Genomic DNA, 25,405 nt, shown 5'->3' on the forward strand with positions numbered 1-25,405 from the left:
CATGGCGCGCATTTTCACCCCAAAAGTCGTCACTGCAAACCGTCTTATGCAGGGTGATGCTGTCTGGCTCACGGCCAATGGCCACTGGTCAGACAACATTCGTGACGCTGAATTCATCACCGACGAGGCGACCGCCGACCTGCGCATGATGGACGCCGACACGCAGGCACACCTGATTGCCGGCGTGTATCTGGCGGATGCTGTCATGGGCGACAACGGCCCCGAACCCACCCACTTTCGTGAAGACTTTCGCACGCGCGGCCCGTCCAATTATGCCCACGGAAAGCAAGTCGATAAGGTAGAAAACAATGTATAAATACAATGACTTCGACGAAGGTTTCGTTCGGACACGCGTTGCCCAGTTTCGGGATCAGGTTGCGCGCCGCATCGACGGTTCCCTCACTGAAGACGAATTCAAACCGCTGCGTTTGATGAACGGTCTTTACCTGCAACTGCACGCCTACATGCTGCGCGTCGCAGTGCCATATGGCACGCTGAATTCGACACAAATGGACATGCTCGCACATCTGGCCGAAACCTATGACAAGGGCTATGGCCATTTCACGACCCGTCAAAACATCCAGTACAATTGGCCTGAATTAGGCGACGTGCCCGATATGCTGTCCGACCTCGCGGACGTCGGCATGCACGCTATCCAAACCTCTGGAAACACAATAAGAAATGTCACTGCAGATCATTTTGCAGGCGCCGCCGCAGACGAAATCGCCGACCCACGTCCGGTCGCTGAATTGCTGCGCCAGTGGTCCACCGACCACCCAGAATTCCAGTTCCTGCCGCGCAAATTCAAGATCGCAATCACCGGATCACCCAACGACCGCGCAGTGACCAAAGCCCATGATATTGGCCTGCGCATGGTGATGCAGAATGGCGCTGCTGGCTATGAGGTCATCGTCGGTGGCGGTCTTGGCCGCACGCCAATGATCGGCAAGGTCATCACCGACTTCCTACCACAAGCGGATCTTCTGCCTTATGTCGAAGCGATAGTGTCTGTCTGGAACCGTCTTGGACGGCGCGACAACAAATATAAGGCCCGTATCAAGATCACCGTACACGAACACGGCATTGACGAAATCCGCCGCTTGGTGGACGCGCGGTTTGCGGAAATTCGACCTTCTTTCAGTGGTATAGACCAAGAAATTCTGACAGCGATCGCAGAACAATTCGCAGCACCTGCGTTCAAAATCGCCGACACAAAAGGCTATGAGGCCGCGCGTATCGCAAACCCGGCGTTTCGGTCTTGGACCGATACGAACCTGACGCAACACCGCGCAGATGGCTACGCAATCGTCAGCATTTCCATCAAAAAACATGGCGCGACACCGGGCGATGCGACGGCAGATCAGATGCGCGTTATGGCCAATCTTGCCCGCACCTACGGTCACGATGAACTGCGCATCAGCCACGAACAAAACGTCATCCTGCCCCACGTGCACAAATCTGACCTGCCAAAACTCTATACAGCTTTGCGCGCCGCTGACCTCGCCACGGCCAACATCGGCCTCGCGTCTGACATCATCGCCTGCCCCGGTATGGACTACTGCGCCTTGGCCACCGCGCGCTCAATCCCCGTGGCACAAGAGATCGCCATGCGGTTTGATGAACTGAAGATCGAACACGACATCGGAGCGTTGAAGATCAAAATCTCAGGATGCATCAACGCCTGTGGCCATCATCATGTCGGTCACATTGGCATACTTGGCCTTGATCGCGCGGGTGTGGAAAACTACCAGATCACGCTTGGTGGTGATCACACTGAAACCGCCGCCGTCGGCGAACGCGCCGGACCGGGGTTCAGCGCAGATGACATCGTGCCAGCGATCGAACGTCTGGTGCTGGGCTATATGGACCTGCGCAATAGCGCTGACGAGACATTCCTAGACGCCTACCGTCGCCTCGGCGTCGCCCCTTTCAAAGCAATTCTTTATCCACAGGAGAGAGCCAATGCCGCTTGATGGACAAACCCAAACGCTGAACCGTATCTACAAAGACCGTGATGCACAGGACGTGTTGGCCCATGCTTTAAGCAGCTTTGGCGACATGGCGCTGGTCAGTTCTTTCGGCGCAGAAAGCGTTGTTTTGCTGCACATGGCGGCGCAGATTGACACGTCCGTGCCCGCGTTGTTCATTGACACGGAAATGCTGTTCGCCGAAACGCTCGACTATCAGCGCGACGTGGCGGCGACGCTCGGGCTGAGCAACGTGCAGGTCATCCGCGCCACGCGGGATGTATTGTTTGAACGCGACAACGAAAACCTGCTGCACCTGCATGACCCCGATGCCTGCTGTGCCTTGCGCAAAACCGAACCTTTGCAAAAGGCATTGCTTGGGTTTGACGGCTGGATTTCAGGGCGCAAACGCTATCAAGGGGGCGAGCGTCAGGCGTTGGACCTGTTTGAGGTCGATCGACCGCTCGGTCGGATGCCACGGGTGAAGGTCAATCCGCTTGCGCGGTGGGACAGCGGTGATCTGCGCGATTATATCGCGACGCACAATCTGCCGCGTCACCCGCTGGTGGCAAAAGGGTTTCCAAGCGTCGGCTGCGCGCCCTGCACCACGCGAGTCGGGTCTGGCGAAAATGCCCGCGCGGGCCGTTGGCGCGATCAGGGAAAGACTGAATGTGGGATTCATGTCCGTGATGGCGGCGCGCAGCGCAGCGCCTGAATTTGAGTTATATTGGCCAAGATGAAGTTGAGCCGATGAAGAACAGGATTAAACGATGAATGTACTTGTAACCGATGCTGGCTTTGCCGCCGATGACTGGACCACAGGTTTCGTGGCTGCGGCCGAGCGCGCTGCGAATGATTGCAGCGCCGCCGCACTTGATCTGGCGTCCGATGCCGATCCTGCCGATCTGGTCGAGTGTTTGGAAAAGACCGCCATGATCCGCATCGATTTTCCCAGCTTTGCCGACGGGCGCGGGTTCACAATTGCAGCACAATTGCGCCACATGGGGTTTGTGGGCCGTCTGCGCGCGCGCGGCCATGTGATCGCCGACCAATACGCCATGGCGCGGCGCGCGGGGTTTGACGAGGTCGAGATTTCAGATGATCTTGCGGCCCGCCAGCCAGAACCGCAATGGTTGGCACGCGCCGATTGGCGCGCCCATGATTATCAAGCGCGGCTGCGCGGCTAAGTCGCAACATCGACCCTTTAACTGATCCAGATCACAGCGTAATAATCACAGCGTAACAAAGGGGCGCGAGCACAGGCTTGCGCCATAAACACATGACAGAAATGACAACCGTGCCGAATTTTCAAAACGATATAAGCCCCATCACCAAAGCCGTCCCCACCCTGCCCGACGCGCAAACGGTCACGCAAGTGAAACACTACACAGACCGCCTGTTCAGCTTTCGCTGCACGCGGCCCGCGTCGATGCGGTTTCGGTCCGGCGAATTCGTGATGATCGGGTTGATGGGCGATCCGCACCCTGAAACCGGCAAGGTCAAACCGCTGCTGCGCGCCTATTCCATCGCGTCACCAAACTGGGACGACGAGTTGGAATTCTATTCCATCAAAGTGCAAGACGGCCCCCTGACATCGCGTCTACAACACCTTGAAGTCGGACAACAAATCATCCTGCGCCCCAAACCCGTTGGCACGCTTGTGCACGACGCATTGCTGCCCGGTAAACGGCTGTGGTTCTTTGCCACCGGCACGGGTTTTGCACCCTTCGCCAGCCTGCTGCGCGAACCGCAAACTTACGAAGACTACAACGAAATCATCATCACCCACACCTGCCGCGAAGTTGGTGAACTGACCTACGGCCACGATCTGATCGAAGGCCTTAAGACGGATGAATTGCTGAACGACGTCATCGGCGATGGGTTCTGGAAGAAGATCAAATACTACCCGACCACAACCCGTGAGCAGAGCCCAAAGATGGGCCGGATCACCGATCTGATGAAGTCCGGTGCGGTGTTCACCGATCTGGACGTGCCACCGCTGAACCCTGAAAGCGACCGCGCGATGATTTGCGGCAATATGGCGTTTAATCTGGAACTTAAGGCGATGCTTGGGGATTATGGACTGCTCGAAGGCGCTAATTCCAACCCACAGCACTATGTGGTCGAGAAAGCGTTCTTAGAATAAACACTAATTATTAGACAAAAAAGGGCCGCTCGCCAATAAATGGTGAGCGGCCCTCTCTATTTAGTTTGCAGCAAAGCTTACATGCCGAGGATGGTGCGCAGACGCGCGAGTGTGCCCTCAAGCAGTGCAGGATTGCGCTGAGCACCGATCAGGCCTGCACGGGACACGGCCTTGGTGGTCGCATCCAGATCGGAGTTTTCGATCATCGCGGCAACCGCGTCGAAATCGAACCCTTCGGTTGTCAGTGCCGCCCCCATGTCGCCAACACGTCCAGCAGCATCGCCCGTCAAAACAGCAATGTCGTCAACCATGTCTGTCACAGCGCCTTCAACGGACACGACAACATCGTCGACCATTTCAGTCACTGTCTCGACGCCTTCAGCGGTGGCGGCAGCTTCGTCTGCGGCAGCGGTGGCGGCAGCTTCGTCTGCGGCAGCGGTGGCGGCAGCTTCTTCTGCGGCAGCGGTGGCGGCAGCTTCTTCTGCGGCAGCGGCAGCTTCTTCTGCGGCAGCGGCAGCTTCTTCTGCGGCAGCGGTGGCGGCAGCTTCTTCTGCGGCAGCGGCAGCTTCTTCTGCGGCAGCGGTGGCGGCAGCTGCAGCGGCTTCTTCTGCGGCAGCTGCAGCGGCTTCTTCTGCGGCAGCTGCAGCGGCTTCTTCTGCGGCAGCGGTGGCTTCTTCTTCAGCGGCTTCGTCCGTAGCACCTTCAGCAGCGTCAGACACCATTTCAGTTACACCTGAAAAAACCTGCGCCGGGTTCGTGTCGTTAACGCCCCATTGGTAACCAAAAAAGCCCAGTACTGCGATGGCAATAATTGCGATCGTGCCTCTCATGTTCTTCGTCCTTCAAAAACTTGTAGCCCCAAAATGGAACTCCGGCGGACATATGCCATGCTGCGCGTGCAAAGAAAAGCGGGAAGCGGGGGCTACCTTCCCCCTTAGATAGAGCCGTCGATTTAGAATTTTTGCGCCTTGAAGTGCACCGCACTCGGGTTTACGATGACCGCCTGAAAGCAGAACAATCAAAGGAAAAGTCCAATAGCCCGCAGACCCCATAACGCACCGCCGCAGCGTGACACCGGCCCCCGCGTCAATGACCGAATTCGCGCCACTGAAATTCGCCTTATTGGCGCAGATGGCGAAAACGCCGGCGTTGTGACGCCTGAGCGCGCTATGCAGATGGCGGATGAGGCTGGCCTCGATCTGGTAGAAATTTCACCCAATGCGACGCCGCCCGTCTGTAAAATCATGGACTTCGGCAAATTCAAATACGAGACCCAAAAGCGCGAGGCCGAGGCCCGCAAAAAGCAGAAAATCATCGAGATTAAAGAGGTTAAGTTTCGACCAAACACCGATATCAATGACTACGACGTAAAAATGCGCAACGTGTATAAGTTCCTCGAAAATGGTGACAAGGTGAAGGTGACATTGCGGTTTCGTGGTCGCGAAATGGCGCACCAGAACTTGGGCCGTGAATTGCTTGAGCGCGTTGCCGCCGATACCACCGATCAGGGCAAGGTTGAGAACTTCCCGAAGATGGAAGGCCGCCAAATGGTCATGCTGATCGGACCATTGCCCCAGAAGTAACTGCGCCTGTTTGGATCAAGATTTGGAGCGTCGTTCTCAACTGAACGGCGCTCTCATCGTTTTTCCGACATGTCGTTCATGAAAAAGGCCCGCACTCCCTGTTTGGACAGCGGGTCTTTCTTGACGTCAAACTAAACTGTTAACGCAGCAGTTGCGTTATGTTGCGCACGGTGGCGCGGCGACTGGCCTGTTCAGCCGGTTGCGTCTGAACTTTCAGCAGCGATTCACCGCAGCCTTACGTCGCAAGCTTCGCCGCGGGCACGTCGAAGTATTGCGTCAGCGCCAGTGCAACGGTCTCTGCGCGGCGATCCGACCGCGCAAAATTCTAGCCCTCTGCGTCACTGCATCCATGTGACCCTCAATCAAGAACACTTCGCCCGCACGCTCAACGATCGGGTCTTTGATGGCCGTGCGAGGATCACCAGCTTGCGTGACTGATCAGGCTGGATCGCGGCAGACCCCGAGGGCAACGTGATCGCGCTAAGTTTAATCACAGGGGACAATTCGCTCACCTTACGGATGGACCGCACTTGGCGCAACGAAAACGTCCGATCTAGCGGGACAGCCATTTCAGCCACCAATGCCGCGCGCAATTGGGCCTCGGTGACAGCTGATGATGTCAGATTTGCTAGGACTGGCGCACGCGGCAAAGTTGACCCGCCGATGGCGCGTACTTCTTACGTGTCGTCGAACAATTCAATCTGGCTGCCGTCGGCCAAAACCAAGGCGCGGCACAGAACGCGACCGTCAGCGGCACGGATTGTGACAGCTTCGCTGCCATCAGAGCGGGTCACAAACGAGCGGGTAGAGCCATCATTGAACGTTTCGGTGCGCACTTGGGATCCGGGCTGGCGCAGCAGCACATCATCCATCGTCTTTCAAAACGCGCAACTGCACGTCAGTGCCTTGCAACACAACGCGGTCGCCGAAGTTTGACACAACTCCATCGCCGTTAGACAAAATCGATCTGATCGCAACCGCACCAAGACCGACCAGAAGGGCCTTTGCGAAATTGGTCAAGCCGCCGTTGTTGATACCGGAAGATGCTGCAACATCACTGATTGCTGCGGCTTCAAAATCGTTATCTGCGGTGCGAACGTCACCTTCGACAAATGTTTTGGTCATAATTCCCCCCTCAACCTCATTGTCTGACGCGGCAGCGGCTGTTGGTGTCTCTTCTACCGTTTCCTTAGACTTGAGGGCACTGCTTGAGTGACTTGTGCGGCCTGCGCGACGCGCGCCACGACCCTGGCAGCGGTCGCTTTTTCAGCCGCAACGCCCTCATTTGACGCCTACACAGCAACCTAATCGGCCTCCCCCTGAACAGTTGCGCCAAGTGCGCGAGACCGCGCATCGGCGCTCTAAATCAGCCTGCCGTCGAGGGTGCGCGGCAGTTGTGGCGACGCAGGATCGCGGATCGGGGCCGTTTCTTGCGACTATGCGGGCCCGACAGCCATGCTCGACGACAAGACAATCGACGTTGAAGTGGAATATTAATTTGGACCTTGGAAACCTCAGTTTTCTGGAACTCGGTTTATGTGGGATCGCAGAGATAACGACCAAAGAATGCCAACAGTTCCGGCACAGTTTAAGCGCTTGCGAAATTCCGCCAGCAGCTCAGCAGGTGCCCGCATATTGCCCACAAAAAGGCCCCCGCGACAATGTCGCATAGGCCCTATTTAGGTTTCAGTCGCCGACCACCAACTAACACATCAACCGACAGATTAGTTGGAGGCAGTGACCGCGCGGCCTGTCATGACCTTTACCAAATGGGCACGGTAGGCCCCCGATCCATGCAGGTCAGCAATCATTCCGTCACCGGCCAAAGACAATTCGCCCAATGCGTCAGCTGAGAAGTCAGCGCTCAGCGCAGCCTCGGCGTCACGCCAGCGGAACACGCCACTTTCAGAAGCCCCCGTCACAGCCACCCGCACACCGTCGGCGTATTTTGCGACCATGACAGCCACCAGCGCGAACCGTGATGCAGGTTGGACAAATTTTTCATAGTGGGATTTTTCGGGCACCGGAAAGCGGACTTCAGTGATGATCTCGCCCTCCTCTAAAGCGGTGGTAAACATGCCTTGAAAATAGTCATCGGCGGCAATTTCGCGGCTGTTGGTGATGATGCTCGCACCGGATGCCAAGGCAGCAGCCGGATAACAGGCCGATGGGTCGTTGTTGGCCAAACTACCGCCGATGGTGCCTCGATTGCGCACCGCAGGATCACCGATCCGCGCTGCCAGTGCCATCAAGCCGGGATAGGCTGTGGCCTCGCGTGCAACGCTCCCATGGGTCGTCGCGCCACCGATGCAAACCTCACCGGCGGTGGACATACACACGCCTTGCATTTCGCCGATTGCCGTCAGGCTGACCAAGGTCGATGGCATCGCAAGTCGCTGTTTAAGCGTGGGGATCAACGTCTGCCCACCGCCCAGCGCCTGTGCGTCTTCCTCTTTCAAAGCAGCGACTGCATCCGCAATCGTGTGAGGCCGTGTCATTTCAAAGTTATACATCTCTTGTCTTCCTTTGTGTCGCCAAATGCCGCGTTACGCTTCTTTGGTTCAAAAATACCCCGGGGGGTTCGAAGAACGGGGCAGAGCCCCACGGATCGAACAGGGCACAGCCCTGTTCGATCACCTGTTCATCGCCTCCCATACGCGGCTCGGCGTCAGGGGCATGTCGATGTGGGTGACATTTTTGCCGCCCCGTTGCAGCGCGTCGATCACAGCGTTGACGACCGTCGGCGGCGATCCAATCGCCCCCGCTTCACCGCAGCCTTTAGCGCCCAACGGATTGTGCGTACACGGCGTTCCGTCCTCATGGTTCACCTGAAAAAACGGAAAATCGTCCGCCCGCGGCATCGCGTAATCCATATAGGACGCGCTGAGAAGTTGGCCGTCGCCGTCATAGCTTGTCTGTTCAATCAAGGCTTGTCCGACGCCTTGGCCAATACCGCCATGCACCTGCCCCGTTACGATCATCGGATTGATGATGTTGCCAAAATCATCCGCTGCCGCAAACTTTTCGATAGTGACTTTGCCAGTTTCAGGATCAACCTCGACCTCACAGGCATAGGCGCCTGACGGATATGTAAAGTTCGCGGGGTCATAAAACGCCGTCTCCTCAAGCCCCGGTTCGATGTCTTCAATCGGGTATTGATGCGGGATATAGGCCTTCAGTGCGACCTCGCCGAAACTTACCGATTTGTTGGTGCCTGCGACTGTAAACTGTCCATCGACAAGTTCGATATCCGCGTCCGACGCTTCCAGCATATGCGCTGCGATCTTTTTGGCTTTAACGATGATCTTTTCCGTTGCCCGCACCACTGCCGATCCGCACACCGCCAAAGACCGCGACCCGTAGGTTCCCATGCCAAAGGGGATTTTCGCCGTGTCGCCATGCACAATTTCAATGCTTTGTGCATCAATCCCCAGCATATCCGCGACGATCTGCGGAAAGGCTGTTTCATGCCCCTGCCCGTGGCTGTGCGCCCCGACCATAACGGCCAGACTGCCCGTCGCGTTCACCCGTACCGTGGCCGCATCGTACAGCCCAACCCGCGCACCAAGAATGCCAACCAGATTGGACGGAGCGATACCACAGGCCTCAATGTAAGCGTTCAGACCAAGGCCGCGCAGTTTGCCGTTTTTCGCGCTCTCAACGCGGCGCGCCTCAAACCCGTCGCGGTCAATCATCACCTCAAGCTTGTCCATCTGCCGGTCGTAATTGCCGCTGTCGTATTCAAGACCCGCCGCTGACGCGAATGGATACTGATCAGGTTTAATGAAGTTCATCCGCCGCAATTCAATCGGGTCCATCCCCAATTCGCGCGCGGTCATGTCGATCACCCGTTCAAGGGAATAGGTGGCCTCAGGCCGCCCAGCGCCACGATAGGCGTCAACAGGTGCGGTATTGGTGAACACCGCCTTCACGTTCACATAGACATTTGGAACCGTGTAATTGCCTGCCATCAATGTGCCATGCAAAAACGTCGGCGTGACGGTAGCAAAGTTCGACAAGTACGCGCCGACGTTCGCCATGGTTTCCGTGCGAAACGCGATGAATGTACCGTCTTTTTCGCAGGCCAGTTCGATCTTGGTGACGTGATCGCGCCCGTGGGCATCGGCCAGGAAACTTTCAGACCGTGACGCGGTCCAGCGGACAGGGCGTCTTAGCTTTTTGGATGCCGCCAGCACCAGCGCCTCTTCGCCGTAGTGATAGATTTTGGATCCAAAACCGCCGCCGACATCAGGTGCCACGACCCGCAGTTTATTCTCGGGAATGCCCAGTACAAACGCCGATATCAGCAGCCGCGTCAGGTGCGGGTTCTGCGACGTCGTATAGAGTGTGTATTCACCCGTACCACGGTTGTAGTCAGCAGTAGATGCACGTGGTTCCATCGCATTGGGCACCAGACGGTTGTTCACCAATTCCAGTGTCGTCACATGGGGTGCGGCCTTGATCGCTGCGTCCGTCACCGCGCGGTTGTCTTCGATCCAACCCCAGTCAAAACAAACGTTGGTTGCAATTTCGTCGTGGACCAGATTGCCGCTTTTGACCGCCTCGGCCATGTTGATCACCGATGGCAGTTCTTCTATATCGGCTTCGATCGCAGCCACAGCGTCCATCGCCTGCGCGCGGGTTTCAGCAACGACCGCCGCGTATGCGTCCCCCACATGGCGCACTTTGCCGTGGGCTAAAACGGGGCGCTTGGGTTCTTTCATCGGCTCGCCATCGCGTGAATTTATCAGCCAGCCTGCGGGGTTGCCGCCAACTTCGACAAAATCCTCACCTGTGAACACCGCCAACACGCCGGGCATGGCCGCTGCCGCGCTGGTATCAATTAACTTAATGACCCCGTTGGCGACGTCAGATCGCGCAAACACTGCATGGGTCTGTCCCTGCAGTTGGATGTCATCGGTATATGTGCCTTCACCGGTTAAAAACCGGATATCTTCGCGGCGCAGCGTGCTGGCGCCAATTCCGCCATCTACCTGTGTATTGTCTTTGGGCATTCTTAGTCCTCCCTAAAAGCCGCTCATCCGCTTTGATGCGCCGTCCTCGCCTCCCCGCGAAAACAGCCAAAGCTGGATGAACTGGCGAATTTATTCAGCGGCGATGCGCGATACATCCTGACCAGACGCAGCCATGATCGCTTTGACGATGTTGTGGTATCCGGTGCAGCGGCAGATATTGCCGTCAAGATAGGTGCGTATGTCTTGCACCGACGGTTTCGGATTATCCTTGAGCAGGGACGCCGTAGACATCACCATACCCGGTGTACAAAATCCGCACTGCAATCCGTGGTGATCTTGGAACGCCCGCTGGATCACGTTCAGCGACCCGTCTTCATTTGCCTGACCTTCGATCGTGCCAACGTCTGCACCGTCCGCTTCGGCCGCAAACATCGTGCAGGCCTTTACCGCTTCGCCATTCACATGCACGACGCAAGCCCCGCACTGGCTGGTGTCACAGCCAATATGCGTGCCGGTCAAATTCAAATCTACGCGCAGAAATTCCGACAGCAACGTTCGCCCTTCGACGTCGCCGCTGACAGCTTTTCCATTCACCGTCATTGAAACCTGTGCCATGTGCGATCCTCCCAGATATGCAAGTGTTGGTGCGAGTTAAGCACGCCATCAACGATCTGAGAACACCTTTTCGCGATCATTTTCCTTGACGCAAGATTTGCGTCACCTGCGCCATGACACTCACTGCAATCTCGGCGGGTGAACGCCCGCCAATATCAAGACCAACTGGCGCGTTAATCCGCGCGATTGCGTCCATGTCAAATCCAGCTTCAACCAGCCGTTGCACGCGTTTGGCGTGGGTGCGTTTCGACCCAAGACATCCAAGGTAAAACACATCCGAGCGCAGTGCCGCCATGATCGCCGAATCATCCAGTTTCGCATCATGGGTCAACGTAACAATGGCGCAGCGCGCATCTAAGCCCGCGGATTCTAACGCCGCATCCGGCCAATCGTCCAAGATTTTCAGGTCGGGAAACCGCTTTGGCGACGCGAATGCGGGGCGTGGATCGACCAGTACAACGTCATAGCCGCAGGCGCGCGCCATCACTGCAAGGAATTGCGCGATATGCACACCGCCGACAATAAACATCCGCAAGGGTGGGTTATGAACGGCGACGAACGTGCGCCCATCGTCTTCCACGCCTGAGCGATCCAGTCGAAATCGGTCAGGGTAAGCATCTGCGCCAAATATCCGTCTGGGAACTGAACCGTGAAGGTCATCAATATCAACGGCGTAGGCAACGGGCTCTCGGCGTTCCCGCCTTGCTACTAATTCGGTAAGCGTTCCTAAATCCCAAGCTTCCCCATGTATTGCTTCGACCAACACCTTGATGCGGCCACCGCAGGCAAGCCCCACCGCAAAGGCCTCATCGTTGGTAACACCGAATTCCATCAGTCGCGCGCGCTTTTGGTCTGGGCCACCCTCTAGCGCGTCCAGTGCTTCGGTGATCACCGCGCCCTCAACGCAACCACCCGACACGGACCCTTCCATGTGGCCGTCATCGCGAATCACCAATTGGCTGCCAACGGGTCGCGGGGCGGACCCCCATGTTTCGACAACGGTGGCCACAACCACGCCGCGCCCTGCAAGATGCCAGTCCAATGCTAGCCGAGGCAGACCACCCAGATCGCTCAATTGTCGCCCCCGCTGTCGTCTGGGCTAACGTCTTTGCGGTCGGGCGGCGGTATCGTGAACACCTGACCGGGATAAATCAGGTCGGGGTCGCGAATCCGGTCGCGGTTGGCCTCGAATACTTTGAAATACAAAATCCCCAACCCGTAGCGTTCTTCTGCAATCGCCCACAGTGTCGCGCCGGGCTGTACGGTCCGCGTTGCCACGGTGAAGTTCGGGTTGGCTACGTCCTCGGCCATGGCCGCAATCACATTCTCAGGGTCTTCGCGCAGAAACGGCGTTTCAATCCGGCTGACAACGTCGCCCTCCGCGTCAATTTCATCAATGCGCAAGGTGTAAACGCCGGCGTCCACGTCCGGCAGATCGCCGCGCCAAGTGCCGTTTTCATCGATTGGCAGGCGGCTAACGGGCGTGTTGTCGACATAGACCTGCACAAACCCGTCCTCACCCTGTAAGGTGGCGCGGCCGCGCAAGGTTACATCGCCAGACGGCTCATAGGTGATGGCATCGAGGGCGACATTGGACATGACTTCTGGCGGCGTGTCCGCTGCAATCGCTGGCTGGATCACCTCGACGCCGTCTGGCGTGATGGCAAGAATGGCGGGGGTGGACGGGTTGGATGGATTGCTTTGCGCATCTTCGCTGGCAATCACGACCTCTGTTGGCGTTTGCTCTGCTGGAGTGGGGTCTGGTGTTGGCGTGTCAGCCGGAATCTCAGTCGCTGTCACGACAGGTTTTTCAGTATTTACGGCTTCAACCGGTGCTTGGTCAACAACTGCGACGGGCGCTTGGGCAATGGTTTCTACGGGTGTTTCATCGGACATTTCATCGGGTGTTTGGTCGAGCGCGGCAACTGGCTCATCATTCGGTGTCTCGGTGGATGCGCCGCTCGGTGTTTCAACAACTGGCGATGGCGCGACCTGTGTGACGACATCTGCCGCTACACCTGTGACCACTTGCGCCTGAGCCTCAGCAACATCAGGCGTGCCATTCTCGCCTGCGGGGACTTCTGGCGGGGTATCAGGCGCCTCAGCAATCGCAACAACAGTCGGCGCCGGATTGGCGGCCAGCGCAAACGTTCGGTCCGGCAGCATCGCCGCCCCATCAGGATCACTCAAGACTGTCAATATCCGCGGCGTATCTGAAAAGCCCAAGAAACCGACGACAAAGAACGTACCGTCCGCGCTGGCCATGACGCGTTCGACTTCAACATCGTTCACCATCGCGGCGACGGGCAGGTTCGGCGTGGCCAGACCGGACACAACAAACCCACCATCGGGTTCAAACCGCAGGTCGCGCAATGTGACAATGGCTTCAGGAGGCCGGTCCGCGGGTTGCAGCACTTGCCCTTCATCTACGGGGGGGGACGCGCCGATGTCTTCTTCGGCGACGGGATCAGGAACGACGGATTCAAGCGCCACATCTTGCCCCCGATCTTGGACTGGGTTTTGGATGGGCGCAGGCTGCGCGCTGGACTGATCCGGTATCGGTCGTAGATACATCGCAACAGCAATCGCCAACGCCGATACAAGGCCACCAGTGATCATTAAATTTCTCGTTTGCAAGATTTAGCTCCCCAACAGTTGGCAGACTGTAGCAACGGGACTATCAGGGGTCAAAAGGTGCTTTTGCCCTCCACCCAACTGTGATCGGATCGCGTCATGACCCCCAGCACATCCTTCAAGCGCAGCTTTTCTGTTTGCGTCTATTGTGGTTCACGCGATGGGGCCGATCCTGCCTATGCCCAAGCCGCAACCGAATGCGGCACGATGCTGGCACGCAATGGCTGGCGATTGGTCTACGGCGCGGGTGATGTCGGCTTAATGGGACGCGTGGCGCGCGCAGCGCAGGCGGCCGGCGGTGATACATTCGGAGTGATCCCACAGCATCTGCTGGACTGGGAAGTTGGGAAAACTGACCTCACCACGTTTATCGTCACCGAAACCATGCACGAGCGGAAAAAAGTCATGCTGATGAACGCCGATGCCGTAGTTGTCCTCCCCGGCGGCGCGGGGTCGATGGATGAGTTGTTCGAGGCTGTAACGTGGCGGCAGCTTGGCCTGCACGCAAAACCGATCTTTGTTTTGAACACAAACGGCTATTGGGACCCGCTTTTAGCCTTGATGGATCAGATCATCAACCAAGGGTTCGCCGATGCCAGCCTGCGCGATTTCCTGAACGTCGTCCCAGATGTGGACACTTTGACCACTGACCTTGCGGCGACGCGCGCCAGCGCAACCTGACGAATCAAAACCATTGGTGAAAATTCGCGAATTATTCCCCCTAGAGGAGCCCATTGTTATCACGCTACGCAGTATTGCAGCACATTTTTGACACATAGGGCAACGATACTTTGCCAAACACTAAGGCCACGTTAATTCGACTTTCGCCTTTTTGTACCTGATTTTGTTGATCTGATTATGTTCAGCCATAATTCAGGAAAAACCACTGGCAATCCCCCCATTTCTAACGGGGTGGTGCGGTAGAACTTACGCGGCCATCTTTAGTTTCTGGGCGGGTGTTGTGCCGCCCATGCCCATATTGGGGCGGTCCACTGCCCGGCAGGGCATACGAAGTATGCTCCCGAGAGGGATTGTTGTAAGTCCATAGCCATTGTGTGGCGAAGTCTTGCGCCTCCGGTATGTTTTCAATGATATGTTGGTCCAGCCATTCATGCCTAACCGCGCGGTTATAGCGCTCGATGCAAGTGGTCTGTTGCGGCTTTCCCATTGCGCGGCAATGCATGTTTACATGCATGAGAGTGCGGTTGGATATACTGGATGGTAATACCTTGTTTTTCAGCCCATTCCTGCAGCTTGCCACTGATGTATTCCGGCCCATAACACCTTCGGAATATCGCTAATTTAAGGCTATGACTGCCTGCGCAGCCCCAAATAACGCAGCAGGTGGTCATAGCCGTGCCTCAGGTCCCTACGGTGGTTTTGTACAAACCACACCGCAAAGGAGACCAACTATGACCGATATCATTATTACACAAACTGCGCCCGTTTTGGTGGCCATCGATATCTCGAAGGCCCGCGACGAAGGTCTCATTGCTATTGCGGACAAGAAGCGCCGCCGTCGTTTGACTGTTCTGAACCAGCTAGACGACTTCAATCGTCTAATCACATCGCTTGCCTGCTACGGCCGCCCTGTCCGTGTAGCTTTTGAAGCAACGGGTAATTATCACCGTGCCTTGGCTTATCATCTTGCCGCAGCAGGTTTTGAGTTGAAGTTGGTGTCATCTGTGGCCCTGGCCAGAACGCGAGAGGCCTTGCACAACAGTTGGGACAAAAACGACCCTAAGGATGCCCAGGTCATTCTTCACATGATGGAGATCGGGAACGAGCAGTTTTATCATGCCCCCCTCGTGCGTGGCACTAACGACATCCAAGAGCGTTCCAAAACGCATGACATCGTATCCAAGTCGAAGACCGAGTTGTGGCACCGAGTTGTGGCACCGAGTTTTAACCCATTATCTGCCGCTGTATTTTCCTGAAGCTGATCGTTTCCATCGCAGTTCTCGCAGTTCTCGCAGTGACTGGTTCTTTGCTTTCCTTGAACGTTATCCGTCACCACACTTGATCTCAGCCATGAGCAAGGAGGCATTCATCGCTGACGCTTGGGATGTGGTGGGCCGCAAGGTTGCAAAAGAGCGTTTACTTTCAGATATCTACGAGACTGCCAAAGTATCAGTCGGACTGCCGGTTGCCGCAGATTCCGACGCGATAAGCATGTTCCGCTTGGTTCTCGGGGAAGGCCGCAGTCTTATCGCGCAACGCAATCAAATTGAAGATCGCGCCGTCGCGCTTCTCAAGGACCTACCAGATTATAAGCTACTGACATCGATACCTGGAATCGGTCCCATCAATGCTTTGACAATTTTGGCAGAAGCTGGGGATGTACGGCGCTTTCGTCATCACCGGCAGTTTTTGAAGTTCTGTGGAATGGACCTTGCGACTATGCAATCAGGTACATTCAGAGGGCAAACCAAACTGTCAAAATATGGCAATGCTCGGCTTCGTCGAACGCTTTGGATGGCTGGACAGGTTGCTATTCTGCAGCGCACCAACAGCTTCCGCGACAAGTTCGAGCGCTACATCGCCAAAGACCGTCACAACACCCATTTGCGCCGAAAGGCGTACACCGCAATCGCAGCGAAGATGGCCCGAACCGTTCATGGGATCATCAAGCACGGCGAACCATATCGCCCCTTCTTTGAGGGGTGATCGACAGCAGTAGGACCTTTCTCTGTAAGGGCCGTGGAGGCAGACAACTGACCTCGTAGATAATGTTTAGGCCTTCTGCTCAACGACCCAAAGATCTCGTCTTAAGGACGGTGAGAGCCGCAAAAGCGTACTCTGTGTTTGTTATGGGAGAGACAGTTCGTTGACCAAAATGCCAAACTGAGCAATGCTTCTAACGTGTCGAGACGCCTCGATGCGACAATAACCTGACGCCAATTCAGCTAATCATTCCGCGCATAGGACGTTATCCATTGCCTGGCTGGGTTATACGAAGCACGATCCCGAGAAGGAACCCGAATGGTTTCTGGTTTCCCACGCCATTCAATGATCCTATTAAGGCTGCGAATGACCCGTTCGGCGGGTCAGGGGAAGTCGACCACGATGCCTAGCCCTTCACGGTTAAAGTCATCCAGTACGTTCAATAGCCGGAACGCCCGACCATCCATTGCCCGACAGGCGATTGCAAAGCAATCAACTGCCGGGCAGCGATCGACCACGTCATGTTTGGCGCTTCTGGCACCGCCAGCGCGTCGGGCTTGTCCCGCTTCAATCGCTTTCAGGGCTTGATCTGTTACCCGGCAGTGGTTTGCCTTCAAACCACGAGAGGGCGCAAGTTCAATTCCAACGCGCAGTAAATCCGCCTAACGGTGATTGCATACAATCACCCTTAGGCCAGTGGGATAAACCCTTTTGTGCCCTCTCATGCATGTAAACATGCACTGCCGGGTGACAGTATCCACGGATGGCGCTGCACGTTACGCAGATGCAAAAAAACATAATCCACCCCCCCAAGTCTTCCGCGCGGCCCTTCTTGGGCATTTACACTGGCCTGTCCATTGCGTGGCAACACATGCAAAGCATGTGTGAGAACCCGGCAATGGTCAGGCCAACCCGCAGTTCGGCAATCTCTTCGTTCTCATCGCTCAAGAGCAGGCTGTAACGATAGCACGTCTCACTGACATCAAAGGTGCGGCAGGCCAGCGCAATACTGATGCCATGACGTGCAACCGCTTGTTCGGCCAGACCCCGACGCAAGGCTGGCCGGATCACTTTTTTCCGAGGGCTTCCTTCAGCAATTCTGCTTGCATCCTCATCTCGCCATACATCATCTTCAGCCGTCGGTTCTCGTCCTTAAGCCCCTTCATCTGGCTGATCATCGACGCGTCTATTACCCGGCACGCGATTACGGAGTGAAAGCCTGAGAGGGTATTCCACCATACTTCGCCCGCCACTTGTAGAAACTGGCGTTGCTCATCCCGTGCTCGCGGCACAGCTCCGTTACAGGCACACCGCCTTCAGCCTGGCGTAGGATCGCAAGAATTTGGGGTTCGCTATATCTCGTCATCTTCATCAAAATCTCCTCATGCATGTTTGCCGAGCAAATTCAGCGTCCGCATTCCCTTAGCTTCGGGGGGGATTACCGGGGCAGCGGCTTTATCGCATTTGAAAACCTGTCTGTCGGCGATCATGCAATGACACGCGACAACGGACTCTAGAAATCGCGCTGGATTGGCCGCAAGGATCTCGTTCGTGCAGCCCTAGTCGCGGATGCACGGCTCTGCCCGATCCGCATTCAAAAAGGCGCATTGTGCAACGGCGTGCCGATGCAAGATATACTTGTGTCACCCAATCACCGCATCCTGCTGACCGGCCAGCAACTGACCGTTAATTTCGGTGAGGATGAGGTGCTGGCAGCAGCCAAGCATCTTGTCGGCATGCCTGGTGTCGAAAAAGTCGCGCCGCGTGATGTCAGATTTTTGCACCTATTGTGTGCCCGCCATGAGGTTCTGATGGTCGACGCCGTCTGGACCGAAAGCTATCAGCCTTACAAATATGCGATGAATGGGCTGGCGTCTGATCAAGCTCATAAGATTTTGGCGCTGTTCCCCGAATTGCGTGATCGTAAACTCAACCTCAGTTTTCGCGATGCGCGAACTGTTTTGCGCAGTCACGAAACCCAGATCGCATGTGCGTCATTGGGATTTGAAGCGCGGCACTAAATTTAAGCCCTGACCTAGAATTCAAGGTGAATGGCCTCCCAGGTGGGAGACACTTTTTGCTGGTCACCATCACCACTGTGGGTCCGTTTTTAAGCTGCGTTGTGACGGGGCATAGGCATTGATTACGTCTTCTGCCAAAAGCAGCGCCCACACAGAAAAAAGGCCCGCCATTTCAGGCGGGCCTTTCCGATAGAAAATCAAGAACTCATCACATACGGGATGCGACGTTTTCCCAGTTGACCAAGTTATCGAGGAAATTGGTCAAATACTTCGGCCGCGCGTTGCGAAAGTCGATGTAGTAGGAATGTTCCCACACATCGCACCCTAGTAGGGCAGTCTGACCAAAGCAAACAGGGTTTACGCCGTTTTCGGTCTTGGTGACTTTCAGGCTGCCGTCAGTGTCTTTGACCAGCCACGCCCAACCGGACCCGAACTGGCCTGCGCCCGCAGCAGAAAACTGCGATTTAAAATCATCCACAGACCCAAAGCTGTCTTTGATCGCGGATTCGAGCTCGGACGGCATCATAGCCCCGTTCGGACCCATCATTTCCCAAAACTGGTTGTGGTTCCAAAGCTGGGAGATGTTGTTGAAAATGCCCGATTGCGCGACGGCAGATGCATCATGCGTGCCTTTGATTATCTCTTCGAGGGACTTGCCATCCCATTCAGTTCCCGCAATCGCCTTGTTGCCGTTTTCAACGTAGGCGTTGTGGTGCTTGTCATGGTGAAACTCAAGCGTTTCGGCGGACATGCCTTTGGCCGCAAGCGCGTCGTGGGCGTATGGAAGATCGGGAAGTTCGAAAGCCATTAGGAAACCTCATGTTTGGAATTACGCTGTCTGCCTCTTAACAAAGCCTTAAGGGTCCCAACGTCAAGGCTCATGAGTCAAATTGGTCGCATTCGGCATTTCGTCCATGCTTGCAACGGTAGACTTTGGGGCTGTTTTCCTTATGGTGGTTGCAACGACCGGACCAACCGGCAAATCCGCCAAGATAAATCACGGCGGCCAATTGAGAGCAGATAACAGATGTACCAGACCCAGCGGGGCCGCGTTTGATGGCCAAACATCAGTTTACAATTTTGTCGATGATGAAAGATGAGGGTCATTCGCTTGTAGAGTGGGTCGCCTATCACAAACATGTCGGCTTTGATAATATCTGTGTCTACACCAACGATTGCAGTGACGGGACGGATGACATGCTCATTCGTTTACAAGAATTGGGTTGGGTTCAGCATTTCGAAAACGATGTGCCGGAGGGCAAGAAACCCCAACCTAACGCCCTGACACTGGCCAGCCAAAACGAAGAAGTCGTGGATTCTGAATGGATCCTGACCATGGACGCGGACGAGTTTGTGTCCATCAAAGTTGGACGTGGCTGGATTAGCGATCTGATCGAACGGATCGATCCCGTGGCTGATGCCATCGCGATCACTTGGCGTTTCTTTGGCTCAGATAATATCACCGACTGGAACCCCGGCTTGGTGATTGAAAATTATACCCATGCGGCACCGGACATGTTCAAAAAGGGTTGGGGCGTCAAAACAATGTTCAAACCCTTCCGCGATATGAAGATGGGCATCCATCGACCCCACATTAAGAAAGCCAAGAAAGAGCCTGCGAATGCAAAGCTTTTGTTCGATCAACTCTGGCTCAACGGATCCGGTGATCCGATGCCAGACGAATTTTCGCTGTCCGGCTGGCGATCCACCAAGCCGACACTTGGCTACGGCATGGTTGAACTGAACCACTACGGCGTCAAATCGTTTGAAGCGTATTTGCTGCGCCGTGTGCGTGGCAACGTGAACAACAAAGAAGGCAAATATGACGCGGCTTATTTCGCGCTGTTCGACCGAAACGAACAAGAAAATATGAACGTTTTACGCCATGCGCGGGGCGTGAAACGTAGAATGGCCCAAATACTGTCCGACCCGATCATGCGCGACCTGCAAGACAAAGCGCTGGAATTTCACGCAGCCCGTGTTGAAATGCTGCGCGCGTCCGGTGAATACGACACTTGGATTAGCAATCTCAAAGAGGCATCAGAAGTTCCGCTTGATAAGCTGGACGAAGTTTTGTTCGTCCAGCACCTGCCCAAAGAATGGCAACTGAAGGTCAAGGAACTTCAGGGCGCGGGGATTTCCGACAAGAGGATCGCCAAGATGATTTCGCAAACTCAAACCGCCAAAAAGGGTGACACCCGCAAGGCGCTGCTTGAATCTGCGGGTGAAAACGCGGAAGAAAAGCTCGACTCACATCAGCTTAGGGATAGAAAATCCAAGGGCGACACCTTGGAAAATCCGTTCATGAACACGCGAGCGGCAGCGGGTCTCGGTGTGCCTTTGGCCAACGAGCGCACGCAAAAAATAGCACTTGCCGCGCAGGCCGCCGACCCCGCCGACCCAAGTAGCGCCAAGCTGATGGAGAAGGCAGCTGTCGCGAAACGGGTGATGGCCAAACACACCGCGACAATTGATCTGAAACAACCGTCGCCATCCATGAATAAAATAGTGGAAGAAGCCACGCTTGATGAGTCCACAACCATCGAAAGCCCTGCAGACACGGTCCCGGCCCCCAAAGTTGCACCAAAAAAGGTGGCCGCGAAGAAACCCGCCGCGCGCAAAACGCCCGCTAAAAAGCCGCGCTCCAAGGCCGCGGCGACGAAGGCGGTTGTATCAAAAACAACGACTGCAAAAACGGCTCCCGCAAAGAAACCGGCAGCCAAAACCTCGGTGGCCCCAAAGAAAGCGACAACAAAATGACCAAAGCCCCAAATGCGGGCCGCAAGGTCCTAGTGTCCACAATGAAAAACGAAGGCCCTTACCTGCTGGAATGGCTAGCCTATCATAAATCCATCGGCATCGATGAATTCTGTATATTTTCAAATGATTGCACCGATGGCACCAACCTGATGCTGAACCGGCTTGACCAGATGGGTGTTATCAAACATTTCGACAATCCGCTGGGCCCGCGCATGGACCCCCAACGCGCGGCCTATTCGCGAGCCAATAAAATGGATTGGGTCAAGAACGCCGACTGGGTGTTGATTGTGGACGCTGATGAATTCCTGAATATCCACGTAGGTAATCGATCTGTCGACGCGTTGATTGACGCCTGTGGTGCACCTGATGCGATTTCGATCAACTGGCGTTTGATGGGCAGCCAAGGCCAATCCAAAATGTCGACCGATTTGGTGAGCGAACGTTTCACCCGTGGATCCAGCTTCGACGATCCTGAGAACGGCCTAGTTTGGGGGTTCAAAACCCTGTTCCGCCCCGCCAAATTCAGCTTTTTCGGCGTACACCGCCCCAAATTCGATAAAAAAGTCGAAGTCGTTGATGGCATGGTCACTTGGACCAACGCCGCGGGGCAGCCAATGGGCGACAGATACCTGCACAAAGGCTGGCGCGGCAATCAGGACAACGTCACCAATAAATTTGCGCAAGTGAACCACTACGCGATTAAATCGCGCGAAGACTTCCTACTGAAACGTCTGCGCGGCACGGCCAATTCCAAGAACAAAGACCGTATCGACATGGAATATTGGGACAAATACGACATCAACACCCACGAGGATAAAACCATCCCGCTGGACGGTGTGCGCGCACAAATGGACGACTGGTTGCAAGACGGCGATCTTGCGGCACTGACGCATGCCTGCGCAGACTGTTCGCAACGGGTGCTGGACTACCAGCTCACCGTGGCGGAATTTCGCACGTTCATCGACACAGGGCATTTTGCAAAGATGAAGGAAGCGACGTAATGTCGTCTCGCTTCCTTTGTGTCGGCACCCACCATAAACCGGAACTGTCTGGATGCGCCGCGTCCTGCATGAGATAAAGCGCGACCAAGACGTACCCCTGATGCAGTGCAACCGCGCCGCCAAGTTGGAAAAGGCCGCAAAAACCGGCCCCCAGATCATCGTGAGTTGGCAAAGTACGTTTCCCGCAGAACTGCGCGCCTTGCCCCATGCCCGCTTTTTGCATTTGATTCGTGATCCGCGAGACGTTCTTTTGTCGGGCATGCGTTACCATCGCAAAGCCCCGCTCGGGCGCGAAAAATTCCTTGCGGAAAAGCGGGATGATCTTGGCGGGCGCACTTATCAGGGCCACTTGAACGGGCTCCCAACTGACATGGACCATTATCTGTTCGAAACGCACAGCAAACACGCCCAAAGCGTGTTCGAAATGCTGGCATGGGGTCGCTCGGGTGCAAGCACGGTTGACTTGCGATATGAAGACCTGAGCACAGATGTCTACTGTGTACAGCTTCGCGAAATTCTTAATAACTTCGCCATCAAGGGCATCTATATTGATCGCGCATGCCATGGTTTCTAGCTGCACAGCCTTTTTGGTGGCGTCGCCAAAGAATAGTATTCCGACTCGCATCATGCGTTGTACAAGGCATCAGGATAAGTTGCACAGCAGAAAAAGAAACGCGCCACCCGCTGGCTGAGATTAACACAAATCAATAGGGTTCCGCATGCAAAACACTACTCTTTGCGAATAAATATAATGGGTTACCAAGCGTTCCAAGACTGTCGCTAATCAGACGTAGCACTTGGGATAATGCCTCGATTATCGCGCTGGTGACGCCGCACACGTCGATATAACTTACTGCTTTCAGACCCATCCAGAAGCTTCGCAATACGGTCTTTGTGATGCTTCACGGCACTGATATGTAACGCGTCCAATTCGGGGTCATTGCGCAATTCCGCCACGGCCTGCGAGACGCGATCAGACCAACGCTGAATGCGAGTGTCATGGACATCGTTGTGATTGTACTTTCGCCAGTACTTCACATCTGCGGCGCGGTCTTTGTGATTGGCATTTCCTCGGTCAGCCTGCACCAGAAAACTTTCAGCAGATTTGATCGCATAAGGCTTATCCCTTTTAGTCTGGTTGCCCCACATGTTGACGCGGCGCAGAACCTCGCCCTTGTGGCTTGAGAGGCGGATCGGATCAGTTTGTAACATCTGGTGGGTTTATGGGGCGTGGCTTTTGCCGTGAACAAGGGCCTTCAGGCGCGCTGTTCAACAAAATCACGATATGTCGCTGGGCCAATACCAACACCGATCCCCAGCAGCGTGTCGAAGGCGCTTCGCATGTGTCGCCGTCGGTTCCAGCGGAACACAAATTCGTCGAGATAGCGTTGCAGATGGCATTTTCTGAGGCCGTGGAAGACGCCTTTTGCCCACGTTTTTAGGTTGGAGAACACGCGGTGGACCCAGTGGAGTATGTCATGTGCCTTCTTGCCGCTGACGACCTTCGCCTCATGCGTGTTTGCAGGGGGATTTTCGTAACCTAGCCAGCCATCCGTGATGACGTGAGCGCCAGGCTCTACAGCCTGACCAATGAACCCGTGTAGCGTCTTTGATGCGCCGTCGGGAATGTGTTTCATCCTGATACGGCGCGGATGTCCGTCTCTTGATAACTCGACGGCGCAGACGACAAACATCTTTCCGACCGGGCTCCGCCCACCCTTTGGCCGGTCCTCGGGATCATGCCGGGACCGGAACGGAATCTCTGTTTCATCGATCTCGACAAGGTCTTTCAGGGGGTTGCGGTCAGGGTTGACCATCGACCGCCGCAGCTTTTGCAAGAGGAGCCACGCCGTCTTGTAGCTGCCAAGGCCAAGTTGCGCCTGAAGTTGCAGCGCTGACATGCCGTTGGAATGGCTGGTGATGATGTGCGCGGCAAGAAACCAAATTCGCAACGGCAAATGGCTGCTGTGCATCACCGTGCCAGCCGTCACGGATGTCTGCCGTGCGCAACCGGCACATTCCCAAGTCGCGCGATTTCGCTTTAACGGCCAGCCCTTGCAGGTGCCACAGGAAGGACACACAAAGCCCTCAGGCCAACGATGTTCCGCCAGATAATGCGAACACGCTTCCTCATCAGAAAACCTGGCGTCGAACGCCGGGCGGGACATGGGTTTGTCGTTTTTCCATCTGGCTGGCATGGGTAGAACAATACAAGAACATTGTAGATTGGCAAGCCGCTTCACACTACATCAGGTGCCGCCGGAGCAAAGGGGATAAGCCTTTGATCGCATAATGGTTCAACTGCACCAGATCGAACCCAAAATCAGGCGCTAAAAGCGATTTTACATCTTCGCACAGCATTTTTTTGTCTAAAGGAACACCGCTGCCATTTACATATTTAACACCAGCTAGGTTCTGTTTCTCTATGTTAGGCGAATGATTGGCAAAGTATGACGCATTTGCGGATTTATGGGTTAGTGTCTTTGTGCCGCGCTTCTCCTCTTTGACGTTGTAACTACCGAAATAGTTACAGCCATATTCAAACTGGCCGATCACCAATTTATCATAATACGTGTTCAGACCGCATGATCCAAAATCCTGTTGGCTCATTGTGATGACGTTCGCACCGTCCACAGCCGAAAATAAATCGTGCAATGTTCCGTCACCGACATTTATACAAATAAATTCATCCACATCAAAGTTCACCACCCAATCAGACCTTTTCAGGCGCGCCGGCGTGTTCACATAACGTATTACCTGCCAATGGTGGTGCGATTTTTTGTTAAAAACAGAAGGGTTTGTTAAATGCCGCACGATTCCTAATTCATCCAGACGTTCCGGTATTATATCGGTCCCGTCCGTGCAATCGTTGCTGAAAACGATCATGTCGTTGATGCCGATCAACTAGTGATACGCAATCCATTCCAGAATAAACGGCGCTTCGTCTTTCATTGGTGTGATGGATGTGATGCGCATGCAGGAACCTTAAAATTGCTCTCTTTTTTTTGCACAACGGGATACCGAAACAAAGGGCACGG

At 55.2% G+C, this 25,405-nt stretch carries 24 protein-coding genes and 3 pseudogenes; 12 read left to right on the forward strand and 15 right to left on the reverse strand.

What is annotated here, in order from left to right:
• Nucleotide 1: 1 nt before the first annotated feature.
• The 5 genes from OAN307_RS16520 (at nucleotide 2) to OAN307_RS16540 (ending at nucleotide 4,113) form a co-directional block, all read left to right on the forward strand.
• A complete protein-coding gene (locus tag OAN307_RS16520; protein WP_044043920.1) occupies nucleotides 2-316 on the forward strand; it encodes a DUF2849 domain-containing protein in 315 nt (104 codons plus the stop codon).
• Nucleotides 309-1,973, forward strand: a complete 1,665-nt coding sequence (locus tag OAN307_RS16525) for a nitrite/sulfite reductase (RefSeq protein ID WP_015500765.1) — start codon at nucleotides 309-311, stop codon at nucleotides 1,971-1,973. Before OAN307_RS16520 ends, OAN307_RS16525 begins: the two co-directional genes overlap by 8 nt.
• A complete protein-coding gene (locus tag OAN307_RS16530; protein ID WP_015500766.1) occupies nucleotides 1,963-2,682 on the forward strand; it encodes a phosphoadenylyl-sulfate reductase in 720 nt (239 codons plus the stop codon). Before OAN307_RS16525 ends, OAN307_RS16530 begins: the two co-directional genes overlap by 11 nt.
• 55 nt (nucleotides 2,683-2,737) lie before the next feature.
• Nucleotides 2,738-3,154, forward strand: coding sequence for a DUF934 domain-containing protein (locus OAN307_RS16535; RefSeq protein WP_015500767.1), 417 nt, complete (start codon nucleotides 2,738-2,740; stop codon nucleotides 3,152-3,154).
• Nucleotides 3,155-3,246: 92 nt separating this feature from the next.
• Complete coding sequence (locus OAN307_RS16540) at nucleotides 3,247-4,113, forward strand: ferredoxin--NADP reductase (RefSeq protein ID WP_044043922.1); 867 nt, start codon at nucleotides 3,247-3,249, stop codon at nucleotides 4,111-4,113.
• Nucleotides 4,114-4,190: 77 nt separating this feature from the next.
• On the opposite strand, the gene OAN307_RS29090 is transcribed toward OAN307_RS16540, so the two are convergent.
• A complete protein-coding gene (locus OAN307_RS29090; RefSeq protein ID WP_015500769.1) occupies nucleotides 4,191-4,943 on the reverse strand; it encodes a hypothetical protein in 753 nt (250 codons plus the stop codon).
• A gap of 204 nt (nucleotides 4,944-5,147) precedes the next feature.
• On the opposite strand from OAN307_RS29090, the gene infC reads away from it, so the two are divergent.
• Nucleotides 5,148-5,696, forward strand: coding sequence for a translation initiation factor IF-3 (infC, locus tag OAN307_RS16550; RefSeq protein WP_083903059.1), 549 nt, complete (start codon nucleotides 5,148-5,150; stop codon nucleotides 5,694-5,696).
• Between the two features lie 362 nt (nucleotides 5,697-6,058).
• Here infC and OAN307_RS25440 read toward each other — a convergent pair whose 3' ends face one another.
• The 8 genes from OAN307_RS25440 to OAN307_RS16580 form a co-directional block, all read right to left on the reverse strand.
• Nucleotides 6,059-6,265, reverse strand: a complete 207-nt coding sequence (locus OAN307_RS25440; RefSeq protein ID WP_144055603.1) for a hypothetical protein — start codon at nucleotides 6,263-6,265, stop codon at nucleotides 6,059-6,061.
• A 108-nt stretch (nucleotides 6,266-6,373) separates the two neighbouring features.
• A complete protein-coding gene (locus OAN307_RS25445; RefSeq protein WP_051068039.1) occupies nucleotides 6,374-6,568 on the reverse strand; it encodes a hypothetical protein in 195 nt (64 codons plus the stop codon).
• Nucleotides 6,561-6,821 (reverse strand): hypothetical protein, encoded by a 261-nt coding sequence (locus OAN307_RS25450; protein ID WP_051068040.1) that lies wholly within the window; start codon nucleotides 6,819-6,821, stop codon nucleotides 6,561-6,563. Before OAN307_RS25450 ends, OAN307_RS25445 begins: the two co-directional genes overlap by 8 nt.
• A gap of 599 nt (nucleotides 6,822-7,420) precedes the next feature.
• Nucleotides 7,421-8,209 (reverse strand): FAD binding domain-containing protein, encoded by a 789-nt coding sequence (locus tag OAN307_RS16560; protein ID WP_015500772.1) that lies wholly within the window; start codon nucleotides 8,207-8,209, stop codon nucleotides 7,421-7,423.
• Between the two features lie 120 nt (nucleotides 8,210-8,329).
• A complete protein-coding gene (locus OAN307_RS16565; protein WP_015500773.1) occupies nucleotides 8,330-10,711 on the reverse strand; it encodes a xanthine dehydrogenase family protein molybdopterin-binding subunit in 2,382 nt (793 codons plus the stop codon).
• A gap of 90 nt (nucleotides 10,712-10,801) precedes the next feature.
• A complete protein-coding gene (locus tag OAN307_RS16570) occupies nucleotides 10,802-11,287 on the reverse strand; it encodes a (2Fe-2S)-binding protein (protein ID WP_015500774.1) in 486 nt (161 codons plus the stop codon).
• Nucleotides 11,288-11,363: 76 nt separating this feature from the next.
• The gene (locus tag OAN307_RS16575) at nucleotides 11,364-12,362 is read right to left on the reverse strand and encodes an XdhC family protein (protein WP_015500775.1); all 999 of its coding nucleotides are present in this window, start codon (nucleotides 12,360-12,362) and stop codon (nucleotides 11,364-11,366) included.
• Nucleotides 12,359-13,906 (reverse strand): LysM peptidoglycan-binding domain-containing protein, encoded by a 1,548-nt coding sequence (locus OAN307_RS16580; RefSeq protein WP_015500776.1) that lies wholly within the window; start codon nucleotides 13,904-13,906, stop codon nucleotides 12,359-12,361. The genes OAN307_RS16575 and OAN307_RS16580 overlap by 4 nt, the downstream gene beginning before the upstream one ends.
• Nucleotides 13,907-14,020: 114 nt before the next feature.
• Between OAN307_RS16580 and OAN307_RS16585 the strand changes: the two genes are divergently transcribed.
• Nucleotides 14,021-14,602, forward strand: a complete 582-nt coding sequence (locus OAN307_RS16585; protein WP_015500777.1) for an LOG family protein — start codon at nucleotides 14,021-14,023, stop codon at nucleotides 14,600-14,602.
• A gap of 246 nt (nucleotides 14,603-14,848) precedes the next feature.
• Here OAN307_RS16585 and OAN307_RS26790 read toward each other — a convergent pair.
• Nucleotides 14,849-15,198, reverse strand: a pseudogene (locus OAN307_RS26790) (integrase core domain-containing protein); the annotation flags it as partial.
• A 135-nt stretch (nucleotides 15,199-15,333) separates the two neighbouring features.
• Between OAN307_RS26790 and OAN307_RS26795 the strand changes: the two are divergent.
• A pseudogene (locus OAN307_RS26795) lies at nucleotides 15,334-16,647 on the forward strand (IS110 family RNA-guided transposase).
• A 360-nt stretch (nucleotides 16,648-17,007) separates the two neighbouring features.
• On the opposite strand, the pseudogene OAN307_RS26800 reads toward OAN307_RS26795, so the two are convergent.
• Nucleotides 17,008-17,957, reverse strand: a pseudogene (locus OAN307_RS26800) (transposase); the annotation flags it as partial.
• 157 nt (nucleotides 17,958-18,114) lie between these two features.
• Here OAN307_RS26800 and OAN307_RS25465 point away from each other — a divergent pair.
• On the forward strand, nucleotides 18,115-18,606 hold the full coding sequence (locus tag OAN307_RS25465; RefSeq protein ID WP_083903061.1) for a Hint domain-containing protein: 492 nt from the start codon (nucleotides 18,115-18,117) through the stop codon (nucleotides 18,604-18,606).
• Nucleotides 18,607-18,814: 208 nt separating this feature from the next.
• On the opposite strand, the gene OAN307_RS16615 is transcribed toward OAN307_RS25465, so the two are convergent.
• Nucleotides 18,815-19,414, reverse strand: coding sequence for a superoxide dismutase (locus OAN307_RS16615; protein ID WP_015500780.1), 600 nt, complete (start codon nucleotides 19,412-19,414; stop codon nucleotides 18,815-18,817).
• A gap of 248 nt (nucleotides 19,415-19,662) precedes the next feature.
• Between OAN307_RS16615 and OAN307_RS25470 the strand changes: the two genes are divergently transcribed.
• From OAN307_RS25470 to OAN307_RS16630, 3 genes are read left to right on the forward strand one after another with little or no spacing between them, the layout of a single operon-like run.
• On the forward strand, nucleotides 19,663-21,366 hold the full coding sequence (locus OAN307_RS25470) for a glycosyltransferase family 2 protein (RefSeq protein WP_245540877.1): 1,704 nt from the start codon (nucleotides 19,663-19,665) through the stop codon (nucleotides 21,364-21,366).
• Entirely contained in the window at nucleotides 21,363-22,367 is a 1,005-nt protein-coding gene (locus OAN307_RS16625) for a glycosyltransferase family 2 protein (protein WP_015500782.1), read from the forward strand. The genes OAN307_RS25470 and OAN307_RS16625 overlap by 4 nt, the downstream gene beginning before the upstream one ends.
• Before the next feature lie 52 nt (nucleotides 22,368-22,419).
• Nucleotides 22,420-22,941, forward strand: coding sequence for a hypothetical protein (locus OAN307_RS16630; RefSeq protein ID WP_015500783.1), 522 nt, complete (start codon nucleotides 22,420-22,422; stop codon nucleotides 22,939-22,941).
• A 206-nt stretch (nucleotides 22,942-23,147) separates the two neighbouring features.
• Here the strand turns inward: OAN307_RS16630 and OAN307_RS16635 are convergent, their stop codons facing one another.
• From OAN307_RS16635 to OAN307_RS16645, 3 genes are read right to left on the reverse strand one after another with little or no spacing between them, the layout of a single operon-like run.
• Nucleotides 23,148-23,579 (reverse strand): hypothetical protein, encoded by a 432-nt coding sequence (locus OAN307_RS16635; protein WP_015500784.1) that lies wholly within the window; start codon nucleotides 23,577-23,579, stop codon nucleotides 23,148-23,150.
• Nucleotides 23,580-23,623: 44 nt separating this feature from the next.
• Nucleotides 23,624-24,565, reverse strand: coding sequence for an IS1595-like element ISOan10 family transposase (locus OAN307_RS16640; protein WP_015498511.1), 942 nt, complete (start codon nucleotides 24,563-24,565; stop codon nucleotides 23,624-23,626).
• A gap of 46 nt (nucleotides 24,566-24,611) precedes the next feature.
• Nucleotides 24,612-25,271 carry a glycosyltransferase family 2 protein gene (locus OAN307_RS16645; RefSeq protein WP_015500785.1) on the reverse strand — a complete coding sequence of 220 codons (660 nt, stop codon included), beginning with the start codon at nucleotides 25,269-25,271 and terminating at the stop codon, nucleotides 24,612-24,614.
• Between the last annotated feature and the right edge of the window lie 134 nt (nucleotides 25,272-25,405).

The organism is Octadecabacter antarcticus 307 (assembly GCF_000155675.2).
GTDB lineage: Bacteria > Pseudomonadota > Alphaproteobacteria > Rhodobacterales > Rhodobacteraceae > Octadecabacter > Octadecabacter antarcticus.

Coding starts and splice junctions, on each gene's coding strand:
- OAN307_RS16520 (WP_044043920.1), top strand. CDS start 2: ATGGCGCGCATTTTCACCCCAAAAGTCGTCACTGCAAACCGTCTTATG.
- OAN307_RS16525 (WP_015500765.1), top strand. CDS start 309: ATGTATAAATACAATGACTTCGACGAAGGTTTCGTTCGGACACGCGTT.
- OAN307_RS16530 (WP_015500766.1), top strand. CDS start 1,963: ATGCCGCTTGATGGACAAACCCAAACGCTGAACCGTATCTACAAAGAC.
- OAN307_RS16535 (WP_015500767.1), top strand. CDS start 2,738: ATGAATGTACTTGTAACCGATGCTGGCTTTGCCGCCGATGACTGGACC.
- OAN307_RS16540 (WP_044043922.1), top strand. CDS start 3,247: ATGACAGAAATGACAACCGTGCCGAATTTTCAAAACGATATAAGCCCC.
- OAN307_RS29090 (WP_015500769.1), bottom strand. CDS start 4,943: ATGAGAGGCACGATCGCAATTATTGCCATCGCAGTACTGGGCTTTTTT.
- OAN307_RS25440 (WP_144055603.1), bottom strand. CDS start 6,265: ATGGCTGTCCCGCTAGATCGGACGTTTTCGTTGCGCCAAGTGCGGTCC.
- OAN307_RS25445 (WP_051068039.1), bottom strand. CDS start 6,568: ATGGATGATGTGCTGCTGCGCCAGCCCGGATCCCAAGTGCGCACCGAA.
- OAN307_RS25450 (WP_051068040.1), bottom strand. CDS start 6,821: ATGACCAAAACATTTGTCGAAGGTGACGTTCGCACCGCAGATAACGAT.
- OAN307_RS16560 (WP_015500772.1), bottom strand. CDS start 8,209: ATGTATAACTTTGAAATGACACGGCCTCACACGATTGCGGATGCAGTC.
- OAN307_RS16565 (WP_015500773.1), bottom strand. CDS start 10,711: ATGCCCAAAGACAATACACAGGTAGATGGCGGAATTGGCGCCAGCACG.
- OAN307_RS16570 (WP_015500774.1), bottom strand. CDS start 11,287: ATGGCACAGGTTTCAATGACGGTGAATGGAAAAGCTGTCAGCGGCGAC.
- OAN307_RS16580 (WP_015500776.1), bottom strand. CDS start 13,906: ATGATCACTGGTGGCCTTGTATCGGCGTTGGCGATTGCTGTTGCGATG.
- OAN307_RS16585 (WP_015500777.1), top strand. CDS start 14,021: ATGACCCCCAGCACATCCTTCAAGCGCAGCTTTTCTGTTTGCGTCTAT.
- OAN307_RS16615 (WP_015500780.1), bottom strand. CDS start 19,414: ATGGCTTTCGAACTTCCCGATCTTCCATACGCCCACGACGCGCTTGCG.
- OAN307_RS25470 (WP_245540877.1), top strand. CDS start 19,663: ATGGCCAAACATCAGTTTACAATTTTGTCGATGATGAAAGATGAGGGT.
- OAN307_RS16625 (WP_015500782.1), top strand. CDS start 21,363: ATGACCAAAGCCCCAAATGCGGGCCGCAAGGTCCTAGTGTCCACAATG.
- OAN307_RS16630 (WP_015500783.1), top strand. CDS start 22,420: ATGCGCCGCGTCCTGCATGAGATAAAGCGCGACCAAGACGTACCCCTG.
- OAN307_RS16635 (WP_015500784.1), bottom strand. CDS start 23,579: ATGTTACAAACTGATCCGATCCGCCTCTCAAGCCACAAGGGCGAGGTT.
- OAN307_RS16640 (WP_015498511.1), bottom strand. CDS start 24,565: ATGCCAGCCAGATGGAAAAACGACAAACCCATGTCCCGCCCGGCGTTC.